Origin of the sequence: Mycolicibacterium gadium (genome assembly GCF_010728925.1) — a bacterium.
Lineage (GTDB): Bacteria > Actinomycetota > Actinomycetes > Mycobacteriales > Mycobacteriaceae > Mycobacterium > Mycobacterium gadium.
The window spans coordinates 5386358-5398982 of the sequence record NZ_AP022608.1 but is presented as its reverse complement, the minus strand read 5'-3'; the positions used below and the strand labels follow the sequence as shown (position 1 = coordinate 5398982).

Genomic DNA, 12625 nt, shown 5'->3' with positions numbered 1-12625 from the left:
TCAGCCCGTCGCGTTCGGTTTCAGCGGCGGGCAGCGGCCCTGGTCATCGGTTGCCAGTTCGAAATGCCAGATCTCATTGGCATAGATCTGGCACAGGCCGAACTGCCTGCCGTTGGCGATCAACCACTTGTCGGCCTCCACCGGGGCGATGTCGACGGCCTTGCCCTCGACATGTTTGGACGTGTCCGGCGACGCGACGAACTGCCGCGCCGCGTCGACGCTCCCGTAGGTGCGCACCCCGTCGTCGAACAAGCGCTGCTGGAATCCCCTTGTGCGCCAACCTGAATTGATCCGGATATCGACGTTCTCGGTCGCGGCCTTGCGCGCCGCGTCCTGAACGGCGGACAGCAGTGCGGAATCCAGTAATCCGACCACGGGGTTGGCCACGTCGAAGGGGCTCAGCGTGACTCCGTCGGGCAGCCAGCCGCCGAAGGTGTCGATCGCCGCCGCTCCGATGTCGAGCGATCCGCCGGTGTCACCGGGCGCCGGCGGTGGCGGCGGTTGCGCGTGCGCCGTCGCACAGGTGGCCAGCATCAGCGCGCCCACTGCCGCGGACACGCGGAAGGCCCGCACGGTCAATCGTCTGAGGCAGCGAGGATACAGAATTCGTTGCCCTCCGGGTCGGCCAGGACTACCCAGCTCTCGTCGCCACGCTGCCCCACGTCGACCCGTCGCGCGCCGAGGGCCAGCACCCGATCCACCTCAGCCTGCTGATCGTCGGGACGGAAGTCGAGATGAATGCGGTTCTTGACCACCTTCTCGTCGGGAACCGCGATGAAAATCCAATTCACTCCGGCACCGGGAGGTGCGTGCAGCACGACGTCGCCGTCCTCGTCGATGTCGTGCGGCCAGTCCAGCACCTCTGACCACCAGCGACCCAGAGCGGTGGCATCGCGGGCGTCGATACAGATCTCGTCGAATCTCAGGCCCATTGCGCCAACTCCTTCTTCAACACCTTCCCCATGGCGTTGCGCGGGAGGCTCTCGACGACCCGCACCTCCCGCGGCCGCTTGTGCACCGAAAGCTCCTGGGCGACAAAGTTGATGAGCGCCTGCGGATCCGCATCGCCGACGACGAACGCGACGATTCGCTGGCCGAGATCGTCGTCCGGGACACCCACCACCGCGGCTTCCGTCACGCCGGCATGCCCGAGCAACGCCGTCTCGATCTCCCCGGCACCCACCCGAAAGCCGCCGGTCTTGATCAGGTCGACCGACTCGCGGCCGACGATCCGGTGCATCCCGTCGGCGTCGACGGCCGCAACGTCGCCGGTGTGATACCAGCCGTCGGCGTCCAAGACCTCGGCGGTCGCGTCGGGACGATTGAGGTAACCGTCGAACAATGTGGCACCCCGAAGATGAAGTCGTCCAATGGTTTCACCGTCATGCGCCACCGCAGCACCGGACTCGTCGAGTAGCCGCGTTTCGATTCCCGTCAGCGGCAGGCCCACCCACCCGGGCCGACGCTCACCGTCGGCGCGCGTGCTGATCGTGATCAGCGACTCGGTGGACCCGTAGCGTTCGATGGGTCGGTGCCCGGTCAGTTCGGCGAGCCGTTCGAACACGGGCACCGGGAGGGGCGCGCTGCCGGAAACCAGCAGGCGGGCGGATGTCAGCGCTGCTGCCGCAGCGGAGTCCTCAGCAATCCGCGACCACACGGTCGGCACGGCGAAGTACAGCGACCCGCCAGCGGCGGCGTAGAGGTCGGGTTTCGGCTTTCCGGTGTGTACGAACCGATTTCCGATGCGCAGCGAACCGAGCAGACCGAGCACCAAGCCGTGCACGTGGTAGAGCGGCAGTCCATGCACCAAGGTGTCCTCGGGCGTCCACTGCCAGGCCTGCGCCAGCGCGTCGATGTCCGCGGCGACCGCGCGCCGGCTCAGGACCACTCCCTTGGGCGGGCCCGTGGTGCCCGACGTGTAGATGATCAGCGCCGTCGCGTCGGGGTGCGGTTCTGCGTAGCGGTGCCACGACCGTGCGTGTATCCGCACGGGAACGTGTTGCAGCCCGCCGGTGTCCGACGGCTTCTCCCCCAGCCATGCCTGCGCTCCGGAGTCGGTGAGGATGTGTGTGCGTTCGGCGGCGCCGACATCGGCGGGCACCGGGACCACGGGCACCCCGGCGATCAGGCAGCCCGTCACCGCCAGCACGGTCGTGGCGGTCGGGGTCGCGAGCACGGCGACACGGTGTGCACCGGCTACGCGCTCGGCGACCGAGGTCGCGGCGCCGACCAGGTCGCTACGGCTCAGCACCGCTTCGTCGATGCGCACGGCGTCGCCGATGTCGGCACCTGCCGCCACTGTCGCGGGGTTCAGGGAGGACAGCAGCACGTTCGTGAGGATACTGGGCGCGTGGATTCCATCGAGACAGTTGCTTCGCGGCAGATCTACCGGAACAACTGGTTCTCGCTGCGCGAAGACGATATCCGTCGGCCCGACGGCAGCGACGGTATATACGCGGTCGTCGACAAACCGACGTACGCGCTGGTGATCGCGCAGGAGGGTGATCGGCTCCACCTGGTCGAGCAGTATCGCTACCCGTTGGGCATGCGGCGGTGGGAGTTCCCCCAGGGCACAGTGCAGGACGACACCGATCCGGAGCCGTTCGAGCTTGCCGCGCGGGAACTGCGCGAGGAGACCGGACTGCGTGCAGAGGCGATGACGATCATCGGTCAGCTCGACGTCGCGCCGGGGATGAGCAGCCAGCGTGGCCTGGTGTTTCATGCGACGGGTATCACCGAAGGCGCACATGATCGTGAACACGAGGAACAGGACATGCGCAGTGCATGGTTCGCCCGCAGCGAGGTGGAGCGGATGATGCGCGACGGTGACATCACTGACGCCCAGTCCATCGCGGCGTATGCGCTGTTGCTGTTGTCGCAAACGCCGGCTTCCCGATGAGCTTTGAACCGCCCACTGGTCTACCCCGTATGAGCGATGAGGTGACCATCCGCAAACTGATCACCGATTGGGCCGCGGCGGTCCATTCGGGCGATCTTGATTCTGTGCTGGCAGAACACGATTCGGACATCGTGATGTTCGATGTCCCACCGCCGTACCGGGGTGTGCGCGGCATGGACGAATACCGGGCCTCCTGGCCGCCGTTCTTCGAGTTTCAGAGTCAGGGCGCGTCATTCGACATCGAAGAACTCGACGTGACAGCCGGCGGGGATGTCGCGTTCGCATGGGCCCTGCTGCGATGCGGCAAGCCCGAGGAATTTGAGGCCAACCCCGACAACCGGCTGAGGCTGACGATAGGGCTGCGCAAGCGCGACGGCCGCTGGGTGGTCACCCACGAGCACCACTCGTTCTGCGTGACCGACTAGCGCGGCGCGCCGTCGACGTCCGTCGGGCGTGCACGGATACCGTCACGGTCGTGTCCAGGCGAACGCTCACCGCGGTGCTCGTCGCCGTCGTCCTGGGCAGCCTGGTGACCGCCCCGCACGCGCTTGCCACGGGCCAGATCTGGAACGGCAAGTTCTCGCTGCTGCGGTACGCGGCCACGAAGACCGGCACCAGCATGGCCGCCCGCCAGCACGAGCCCGACTTCAGCGATGTCTACCTGTTTTCCACCGACTGTTCGACGGGCGCCTGCGTGTCGACCGTCATCGGCGGCCCCAAGCCCGCGAATCCGACGCTGCCGTTACCGCCCCGCTACACGTGGGACGGCACCCGGTGGGTGCACGTCTACGACTGGCAGTGGGATTGCTATCTGGGCGAAGGTGTGCCGAAGCAGTGGAACCCCGCGCATTCGGTCGCCTACTACACCCCGCAAGCCGATGGATCGCTACGCGGGGTCTGGCGCACCGATATCGACGGTGGACCGTGCGGCGGCAGCGTCATCATGAACGTCGCGGCGTTTCCCGCTCAGTGACGGCGTTCGGTCAGGGCACGCAGAAAGAACGTCAGGTTGGCGGGCCGCTCGGCCAGTCGCCGCACGAAGTAGCCGTACCACTGCGTTCCGAACGGCACGTAGACCCGGACGTGATTGCCTTCCGCGGCCATCCTGCGCTGCTCGGCGTCACGAATGCCGTACAGCATCTGATATTCGAAATCATCGACGCCCCTGCTGAACTCGCGCGTCAGCGCAGGAACCGCCTCGATGATCGCAGGATCGTGTGAGGCGACCATCGGATAGCCGTCGCCAGCCATCAGCACTCGCAGGCACGCAAGATAGGACGCGGTGACGTCGTCACGATCGCGGTACGCCACCGATGCGGGCTCGTCGTAGGCGCCCTTGCACAGCCGAATTCGCGCTCCCGAAACGGCGAACTCCCTGCAATCGGCCTCGGTGCGCCGCAGGTACGCCTGCAAAACCGTTCCTAGCCAACCGAATTCGGTGCGCAGGTCGCGGACGATGGACAGCGTCGAGTCCGTCGTCGAATGGTCCTCGGCGTCCACGGTCACCCACGCGCCAGCGCGCTGCGCCCGCTCACAGATGGTGTGGGCGTTCTCGAGTGCGATCTTCTCGCCGTCGCGGGGCAAGGCCTGCCCCAGCGCCGACAGCTTCAGCGACACCTCGAGCGGCCGCACCGCCGCCGTGGGCTCGTCGCGACGGTCCAACGCATCTAGCAACGCAAGGTAGGCGTCGACGGTGGTATTCGCCGCGTCGGCGTCGGTGACGTCCTCGCCGAGATAGTCGATCGACACCAGGCGGTCCGAATTCCGCAACTGCGCAACGGAGTCCAGCGCATCCCTCACCGTCTCACCGGGTACGAAGCGGCGCACCACCTGCCGAGTGACGGGCAGGCGCTCGGCTGTGCGGCGCAATCCGTCCGACCGGCTGACGGCCATGATCGCCGGGCGCGCGACCCGCTCGAAGACACCCACGTCACGCCTCCATGTGGGGATAGGTGTGGTTCGTCGCGGGGGCGAACGTCTCCTTGATCGACCGGGCCGACGTCCAGCGCAACAGATTAAGCGCCGAGCCTGCCTTGTCGTTGGTTCCCGATGCCCGTGAGCCACCGAACGGCTGCTGCCCGACGACCGCACCGGTCGGCTTGTCGTTGACGTAGAAGTTGCCCGCCGCATGACGCAACCGTCGCTGCGCCGTCAGCACCGCCGCACGGTCATCGGCGATCACCGCTCCGGTAAGCGCGTAGCGCGCGCCGCTGTCGACGACGTCGATGACACGTTCGTAGTCGCCGTCCGGATACACGTGGACTGACAGGATCGGACCGAAGTACTCGGTGGAAAACGATTCGTCGGTCGGATCATCGGACAGCAGGACAGTCGGCTTGACGAAATAGCCTTCGCTGTCGTCGTATTCGCCGCCGACGGCGACGGTGACGTTCGCGGCGCTCTTGGCACGCTCGATCGCGGTGACGTTCTTCGCGAAGGCCCGATCGTCGATCAGGGCACCGCCGAAATTGGTCAGGTCGGTGACGTCGCCGTATGTCAATGCTTCGGTGGCGGAGAGGAAGTCGTCACCCATCTGTTGCCACACCGATCGGGGGATGAACGCCCGTGACGCCGCCGAGCACTTCTGGCCCTGGTAGTCGAACGCGCCACGGATCAACGCGGTGCGCAACACGTCGGGCTGAGCCGAGGAATGCGCCAACACGAAATCCTTGCCTCCGGTCTCCCCCACCAACCGCGGATAGGTGTGGTAGCGGTCGATGTGGGTGCCGACCTCGCGCCACAGATGCTGGAACGTCGCCGTCGACCCCGTGAAGTGGATGCCGGCCAGCCGCGGATCGGCAAGTGCCACATCGGAAACCGCGATGCCGTCACCCGCCAGCAGGTTGATGACGCCAGGCGGCAGGCCGGCCGCCTCGAGCAACTGCATGGTCAGGTATGCGGCGAAGGTCTGCGTAGGCGACGGCTTCCACACCACGGTGTTGCCCATCAGTGCGGGCGCGCTGGGCAGATTGCCCGCGATCGCGGTGAAGTTGAACGGGGTGATGGCGTAGACGAATCCCTCGAGCGGGCGGTAGTCGGTCCGGTTCCACACGCCGCGCGCGCTGATCGGCTGTTCGGCGTAGATCTCGCGGGCGAATCCGACGTTGAATCGCCAGAAGTCGATCAGTTCACAGGCGGCGTCGATCTCGGCCTGGTACGCGGTCTTGGACTGGCCCAACATGGTGGCCGCGCACAACTTCTCGCGCCACGGTCCGGCGAGCAGATCGGCGGCGCGCAGGAAGACCGCGGCGCGCTCGTCGAACGGCGTCGCTTCCCAGCCGGGCTTGGCGGCGATCGCGGCGTCGATGGCGGCGGTCGCATCGGCGTGCACTGCGTTGGTGAAGGTACCCAGCCGTGCGCTGTGCCGGTGGGGCTGCACCACGTCGGCGCGCTCCCCGCCACCCATGCGGCGGGCGCCGCCGATCACATGGGGCAGGTCGATCGGGTCTGCGGCAAGCGTCGAAAGGGCTTCGGTGAGCCGGGAGCGCTCCCCTGAACCCGGGGCGTAGTCGAGAACCGGTTCGTTGGCAGGGGCGGGCACGTCGCTGAAGGCGTCCATCCAGTAAGAATCCCCGTTCGTACCGTTTTCAACCGATGGCTGATCGGACAAAGACCTGGTGGACTTATAGTTGGATCAGACAAAGGAGGCGCGATGACCGCACCGTCTTCCGGCCTCGGGCTCGGCAGGCTGCTGCTGGCCTTGGACCGCACGATGGTGACGCTGGTCGAAGCCCCCCGAGGCCTGGACATGCCGGTCGGTTCGGTGGCGCTCGTCGACGCCGACGATGTCCGGTTGGGTCTTGCGGTCGGTGCCGGTTCCGCCGATCTCTTCTTTCTGCTCGGCGTCGCCGACGCCGAGGCCGTGCGATGGCTCGAGCAGCAGTTCGCGGGTTCGGGAACGGTGCCGACGGCCATCTTCGTCAAGGAACCCACCGACGCCGCGGTAAGGCGGGCCGTCGCACTCGGTACCGCGGTCGTGGCCGTCGACCCGCGCGCCCGGTGGGAGTCGCTCTACCGCCTCGTCACCCATGCCTTCGAACATCACGGCGACCGGGACGACCGCGACTCGGGCACCGACCTGTTCGGCCTCGCGCAATCGATCGCCGACGGCACCCGCGGCATGGTCAGCATCGAGGACGAACAATCACACGTGCTCGCGTACTCGGCGTCCAGTGACGACGCGGACGAGTTGCGCCGCCTGACTATCCTGGGCCGCGCCGGTCCGCCCGAACACCTGGAATGGATCGCGCAGTGGGGCATCTTCGACGCGCTGCGGGCGGGCGGCGATGTCGTGCGCGTTGCCGAGCGCCCCGAGTTGGGTCTGCGCCCGCGGCTGGCGGTCGGTATTCACCTGCCCAGTACGGATGCGCGTCGCCCGCCGGCCTTCGCAGGCACGATTTGGCTGCAGCAGGGTTCCGCGCCACTGGCCGACGACGCCGAGGAGATTCTGCGCGGCGGTGCGGTGCTCGCGGCGCGGATCATGACGCGCCTGGCAGCGACGCCGTCGACCCATGCGGTGCAGGTGCAACAAATGCTCGGACTGGCCGGCGACGATGTCGACATCGCAGCGATAGCGCGCGAGCTGGGAATCACCGTCGACGGCCGGGCGGCGCTCGTCGGCTTCCAGGGCGGAGCGTCTGCGCCGGCCGGTGTCATCGCGTTGAGCGCCAGCGCTTTTCGTGCCGACGCCCAGACGGTCTCGGCCGGTGGGCGGGTCTACGTCCTGCTACCCAAGATCGGTGCACCATCGTCGGTGATGTCCTGGGTGCGTGGAGTCGTGAGCGCGATGCGTCGCGAACTCGGCCTCACGCTTCGTGCCGTCGTCGCGGCCCCGCTCGGCGGACTGGCGGGCGCGGCGGCCGCCCGCGTCGAGATCGACCGCGTCTTCGACAGCGCCGATCGCCATCCCGGCGCGATCGGACAGATCACCTCGCTGGACGAGGCGCACACCACCGTGCTCCTCGATGAGATCGTGTCGCACGTCGCCGGACGGTCGCGGCTCGTCGATCCCCGGGTCCGACTCCTGCGCGACGAGGATCCGATGCTGGCCGAGACGCTGCGGGCGTACCTCGACGGGTTCGGCGACGTGGCCGCCGTCGCCAAGCATCTGCACGTGCACCCCAACACAGTGCGGTACCGGGTTCGGCGCATCGAGACGTTGCTGTCCACCGCGCTGGACGACCCCGATGTCCGGTTGCTCTTCGCGCTCGGACTGCGCGCCACCGCCGACACGTAGTCACGTATCGTTTGCCGTAAGAGGGGTATACACGAGCAATGAGTGACACTGCGCTTGGTTCCGAGGAATTCGTGGTGCTCGTGGACGACCGCGGTGCCGCAGTCGGCACTGCCGCGAAAGCCTCCGTGCACCACGCGAGTACCCCGCTGCACCTCGGTTTCTCGTGCTACGTCTTCGACGCCGACGGACGCGTGTTGATGACGCGGCGCGCGCTTAGCAAGCGGACATGGCCTGGGGTGTGGACGAATTCGTTCTGCGGCCATCCGGCACCGGATGAGCCGATCGCAGATGCGGTCCACCGGCGCGCCCGCCAGGAACTCGGGCTGACGATCGAACGCGTGGTGTGCGCGCTACCCGACTACCGCTATCGCGCCGTCGCGGCCGACGGGACCGTCGAGAACGAGGTATGTCCGGTGTACTGCGCTGCCGCCGTGGGTGATTTACATCCGTCGCCGGACGAGGTGATGGACTACACGTGGGCCTCGTGGCCGGATCTGCGGTCGGCCGCTCAACTGCCCTGGGCCATCAGTCCGTGGGCTGCCGAACAGATCCCGTTGCTCGACGCGGCCGGAGTCGTCTCGCACTGATCAAGGGCTGCGCAGCTTGAAGATTCGTTCGGCGTACGCCAGGTCGTCACGCCACAGCCGCGCTGCCGCGTGCCGCATGACCGGCTTGATCAACGGCGCTGCGCGCGTCGCATAGGCGAAGCCCGATCGGTCCGAATGGGCGATCACGGCCTCGACCACCGCGGTACGCGGAGATCCGTCGCGGTCCGAACCCACAGGTGTGGCATGGGTTTCCACGACGCTGCCCGTCCCCTCCCCGTCGACGATGCGCATCACAATGGTCCGCGGCTCCGGGCTGGTGAATTCGGCGACGACCGGCACCCCCAGTCTGCCGACGCGAAAGGTGACTGCGACAAGGAAGCGGTCCATTTCCTCGGGCAGGTCATCGTCAGCGGGCGGAGCCGACAGCACTTCCAGACGGCTGAACGAGTACGGGTGAAACCACGATCCGTGCCACGGATCCATCCGGTTGGCGATGATGTCGCTCGGCTCACACGTTCCGACGAGCCGTGTCACAGCGTGCATCTGCTCGCCGTCGGGGCGTACCGGCAACACGGGCATTTCGGTCGGTGTTTCTCCTCCGATGCTGTCGAGCCGCACCCACGCCAGCACCCCGTCGTCGTGGCAAGGATATGGCCGCCAACCGAACTCGCGTCCGCCCTCCAGTCGCAGCCCATGCCACGGGCATATCAGCGCGCCACAATCGACCGTCCCGGTAGCGAGGTCGGCTCCCAGATGGGGGCACGCGCCTGGTCCCACCTTCAGAGCACCGTCCGCGCCACGCCAGGCGACCAGTTCCTGTCCCGCCACCGACGTCCCGTATGGCCGGTTCTTGATGGCGTCGCTGGCGCCGAGGACGTACCAGTTACCGCTCGGTCGCTGTTGCGAACGCCGCAATGCCGCGTCGATCACCGCCGGTACGGCGTCACGGTAGGTCGGTCGCTGTGCGGGCCAAGATAGCGCGGGCAGCAGTTCGAAAGGGACCGTCTTGGACAGCCGCGACCGAAGTCTCGCGATTCTGCTCATCGTGTCTTGGGCCTTCCACGTTCGGCGACTCGACTCAGGAGCGCCATCCGCCCGTGGTTCGGAACCGTCTGCAGGGAATGACCTCGAATGCCGAAGTGATCGAGAAGGTGATTGGCCGCCGACCATCCCGTCGTCGCGGCGCGTTCCATCAGCGCGACAGGCAGATCGATGCGGATACCGTCACCGGCAAGCACCAGTCCGTCATCGGGCGATCTCACGACCGGCCGGTCGGCGAAGTCGCCAGGAGCGAAGCGCGGGCAGTCGTTGTGCCAGAGCACCTTCTCGGCGACGACGTGAGCATTGCGGGTCTCGGGATACAGCTCGTGGAGGCGACCCAGCAGCCGGTCACGCAGAGTATCGTCAGGCGTCTTCACGGCGTATGAGTGCAGTTCCACCACCGATCCCCCGTGCTTGCGCGACCAGTCCGCCGCCTCGTGTTCGTATCGCTCCAGCACGCTGACGTTGTCCAGCGGTGGCCTGCCGCCTGTTCCGATGAACGGCGCTCGGTCGGAATTCACCTTCTCGTCCAGCCACAACCGATGCACGATGAACGGCGGCGCCTTGCCGAGTTTCGCCACGCTCTTGCGCCAGTCGTCGTCACCGATGCCGGCAGAGTTCTCGACGATCCGTTGCAGGCCAGCGATATCGGTGGCCAGTACGACACCGTCGGCGTCTAGTTTCGCTCCGCCGTCGAGACCGACCATCCAACCCTGCCCGTGTCGCACCTCGCTCACCGACGTCTCGCGGTGGACGCGAACACCAAGCGCCTCGAGATAGGCGCCCAACGGGTTCCACAGCGCCGCATCGAAGTTGGCTCCGGCCACGTCGAAGATCAGCCCCTCCCGGGAGCCGAGGAAGTAGATGTGGAACATCGCTGCCAGTTCGGCCGCCGACAGATCAGTCGGCTCCGCGAAGAAGCTTCTGGAGAAGACCTCGAACGCCAGATGCCGCGCCGCTACGGGAAAGTTGATGTCGCGCAGGAAGGAGTCAGCATCCAGGTGGTCAAGGCGGTCGTAGATGTCCGGCACCGACACCGCCGCCAGCGGAGCAGCCGCTCGCGCGTCGAGTCGGACGAGATCTCGTAGCCGGAACGTGGGACTGCGCAGAGCGAACATCATCGCGTTGAGCGGCGGCGTCAACGGCAAACCCCGAAAGGTGTCGGTGCGGCCTTCTGCGTCGATGAGTGGATAGTCATCCACCGGTGTGAGCATCGCGAGCGCAGGGTCTATGCGCCGCAGAAGGTTTCGCAGATTGTAGTACTGCCGGAAGAACGCGTGAAAGCCGCGATTCATCGCGACCTCAGAGTCATCGGAAAGTCGCTCGGTCCATCCGCCGACCCGGCCGCCCAGGTAAGACTGGCGCTCGATGAGGTCGACCGCAACGCCGCGCTCGGCCAATCCCGTGGCGGCAGCAAGGCCCGCGATGCCTGCGCCGACCACGACGACGCGTGGGCGCTCTGACAGTTCAGATGCGTTCGCCACGCCAGCTGGCCCGGGATGAGTCTGGGCGCGCGGATCGCTCATCGTGGCGCCTGCCCCACGAACGTGTGCACGATGTTGCGCTGCCAACCGGGCATCGTCTCGCTGCGGACGGACTCGAAGCCGTTCGCGGCCATCCTGTGCCGGAAGGCTCCCACCCCGTCGAAGGTGTTCACACTGCGCCGGAGGTAGGTGTAGAGCGAGGCATCGCCACTGCGCAAGCGACCGCTGGGAATGATGATCGCGGTACACACCGCGTTCCACACCGCCGTGGCGAGCTTGGAATCGCGGACCGAGTATTCGTGCACCGCAAGCGTTCCACCCGGTCGCAGGAGCTCACGAAACCTGCGTAGCTGGCCGTCCCGGTCGGTCACGTTGCGGATCAGGTAGGCCGCCAGGATGCCGTCGAACGGTCCGACGACGCCGGCGTCGGCGAGATCCTCGATCCGAGACTGCACGAAGCTGACCGACGTCGGCCACGCTTTCGCCCGTGCCTGCGCCAGCATGCCCTCCGACGCGTCAACCGCGACGATCTCGGCTTCGGGCGCGACGGCCAGTAGTGCCGCGGTCGACGCCCCGGTTCCGCATCCGGCGTCCAACAGGCGCAAACCACGGCCCTGGTCGGCGATCCGCATTCGCTGCGCCGAGAGTCGCAGGTGATCGTGGTAGCCGGGGTTGGCGCCCACGAGCTTGTCGTAGGCAGGCGCCCCGACGTCGAAGGCCCCGGGAATTTCGTTGGAGGACAGACTCACAACGTCTCCTTTGTCTGTTCACGTAGCCGCTGACGCTCCCATAGCAACAGCACCGCGGTGACCATCGCCCAACCGAACAGAAAGTCTTCGACCGGGATGTCGAGCGGAAACCGCAATCCGCTGGTGTGCTGTTCGTCGTAGATGACGATCGGTGCGCTGAGCTTGGTGAGCCAACCGTCGACGGGGATCTGGAAGCCCAGCACGATCGCCATCGAGATCCAATACGCCGCGCGGCGGAACAGTCCCGTTCGCAGTATCGCCAATTCGAGCACGATGACGACGATCACCGCGATCACGGCGGGCACGGTGTAGCCGATGCCGGTCACTGCGCCTGCCTTGCCTTGCCGCGGAGGGCGCGTACTCGCCCGAGCAGGCCGTCGACTGCGTTGTAGGTCAGCAACCCGCACAGCGGTATCACCATGAAGAACAACAGTTCCTCGATGGGCATCCCCCCCGGGAGTTGCAGGCCTGTCACGTACTGAGGGTTGAACGTCCACACGTCCGCGGTGATCGCAATCAGATCCCAGAATACGAACACCGCAGCGACCGGAAGTATTGCGAGGGCGGTGCGTTTGGCGTAGCGATACACACCGGGCCCGAGGAACTCCAGGGGTGCGGTGATCACCAGGCACGCCGCGAGCACGAGCAGGTACTGCCAACGGTCCATC

At 66.7% G+C, this 12625-nt stretch carries 15 protein-coding genes; 5 read left to right on the top strand and 10 right to left on the bottom strand.

All coding sequences use genetic code 11. The features are described from left to right. The 3 genes from G6N36_RS26670 to G6N36_RS26660 are packed head-to-tail and all read right to left on the bottom strand — an operon-like array spanning position 1 to position 2329. On the bottom strand, positions 1 to 534 hold the full coding sequence (locus tag G6N36_RS26670; RefSeq protein WP_163690938.1) for a M15 family metallopeptidase: 534 nt from the start codon (positions 532 to 534) through the stop codon (positions 1 to 3). 41 nt (positions 535 to 575) lie between these two features. Continuing rightward, entirely contained in the window at positions 576 to 932 is a 357-nt protein-coding gene (locus tag G6N36_RS26665) for a VOC family protein (RefSeq protein ID WP_163689695.1), read from the bottom strand. Continuing rightward, positions 923 to 2329 (bottom strand): acyl-CoA synthetase, encoded by a 1407-nt coding sequence (locus G6N36_RS26660; protein ID WP_163689694.1) that lies wholly within the window; start codon positions 2327 to 2329, stop codon positions 923 to 925. Before G6N36_RS26660 ends, G6N36_RS26665 begins: the two co-directional genes overlap by 10 nt. Positions 2330 to 2350: 21 nt before the next feature. Here G6N36_RS26660 and G6N36_RS26655 point away from each other — a divergent pair, with 21 nt between their 5' ends. From G6N36_RS26655 to G6N36_RS26645, 3 genes are read left to right on the top strand one after another with little or no spacing between them, the layout of a single operon-like run. Next, on the top strand, positions 2351 to 2899 hold the full coding sequence (locus tag G6N36_RS26655; protein WP_163689693.1) for an NUDIX domain-containing protein: 549 nt from the start codon (positions 2351 to 2353) through the stop codon (positions 2897 to 2899). A 29-nt stretch (positions 2900 to 2928) separates the two neighbouring features. After that, positions 2929 to 3324: a nuclear transport factor 2 family protein gene (locus G6N36_RS26650; protein WP_163689692.1), complete on the top strand. Its 396-nt coding sequence runs from the start codon at positions 2929 to 2931 to the stop codon at positions 3322 to 3324. 50 nt (positions 3325 to 3374) lie between these two features. Further along, the gene (locus tag G6N36_RS26645) at positions 3375 to 3872 is read left to right on the top strand and encodes an Rv2253 family sensor-like surface protein (protein WP_170311145.1); all 498 of its coding nucleotides are present in this window, start codon (positions 3375 to 3377) and stop codon (positions 3870 to 3872) included. On the opposite strand, the gene G6N36_RS26640 is transcribed toward G6N36_RS26645, so the two are convergent. Next, entirely contained in the window at positions 3866 to 4828 is a 963-nt protein-coding gene (locus tag G6N36_RS26640; protein WP_163689691.1) for a proline dehydrogenase family protein, read from the bottom strand. The genes G6N36_RS26645 and G6N36_RS26640 overlap by 7 nt on opposite strands. Before the next feature lies 1 nt (position 4829). Then, on the bottom strand, positions 4830 to 6458 hold the full coding sequence (gene pruA, locus G6N36_RS26635; RefSeq protein WP_163689690.1) for an L-glutamate gamma-semialdehyde dehydrogenase: 1629 nt from the start codon (positions 6456 to 6458) through the stop codon (positions 4830 to 4832). Between the two features lie 93 nt (positions 6459 to 6551). Here pruA and G6N36_RS26630 point away from each other — a divergent pair, with 93 nt between their 5' ends. Next, complete coding sequence (locus G6N36_RS26630; RefSeq protein ID WP_163689689.1) at positions 6552 to 8135, top strand: PucR family transcriptional regulator; 1584 nt, start codon at positions 6552 to 6554, stop codon at positions 8133 to 8135. A 38-nt stretch (positions 8136 to 8173) separates the two neighbouring features. After that, entirely contained in the window at positions 8174 to 8722 is a 549-nt protein-coding gene (idi, locus tag G6N36_RS26625; RefSeq protein ID WP_163689688.1) for an isopentenyl-diphosphate Delta-isomerase, read from the top strand. Here idi and G6N36_RS26620 read toward each other — a convergent pair whose 3' ends face one another. Genes G6N36_RS26620 through G6N36_RS26600 form a run of 5 tightly spaced genes read right to left on the bottom strand, consistent with a single transcriptional unit; the run spans position 8723 to position 12624 of the window. Beyond that, a complete protein-coding gene (locus G6N36_RS26620; RefSeq protein WP_163689687.1) occupies positions 8723 to 9727 on the bottom strand; it encodes a Rieske (2Fe-2S) protein in 1005 nt (334 codons plus the stop codon). Continuing rightward, complete coding sequence (locus G6N36_RS26615) at positions 9724 to 11250, bottom strand: FAD-dependent oxidoreductase (protein WP_163689686.1); 1527 nt, start codon at positions 11248 to 11250, stop codon at positions 9724 to 9726. Before G6N36_RS26615 ends, G6N36_RS26620 begins: the two co-directional genes overlap by 4 nt. Then, positions 11247 to 11957 (bottom strand): class I SAM-dependent methyltransferase, encoded by a 711-nt coding sequence (locus tag G6N36_RS26610; protein WP_163689685.1) that lies wholly within the window; start codon positions 11955 to 11957, stop codon positions 11247 to 11249. The genes G6N36_RS26615 and G6N36_RS26610 overlap by 4 nt, the downstream gene beginning before the upstream one ends. Continuing rightward, complete coding sequence (locus G6N36_RS26605; protein ID WP_163689684.1) at positions 11954 to 12283, bottom strand: lycopene cyclase domain-containing protein; 330 nt, start codon at positions 12281 to 12283, stop codon at positions 11954 to 11956. Before G6N36_RS26605 ends, G6N36_RS26610 begins: the two co-directional genes overlap by 4 nt. Continuing rightward, the gene (locus tag G6N36_RS26600) at positions 12280 to 12624 is read right to left on the bottom strand and encodes a lycopene cyclase domain-containing protein (protein WP_163689683.1); all 345 of its coding nucleotides are present in this window, start codon (positions 12622 to 12624) and stop codon (positions 12280 to 12282) included. The genes G6N36_RS26605 and G6N36_RS26600 overlap by 4 nt, the downstream gene beginning before the upstream one ends. Position 12625 lies beyond the last annotated feature (1 nt).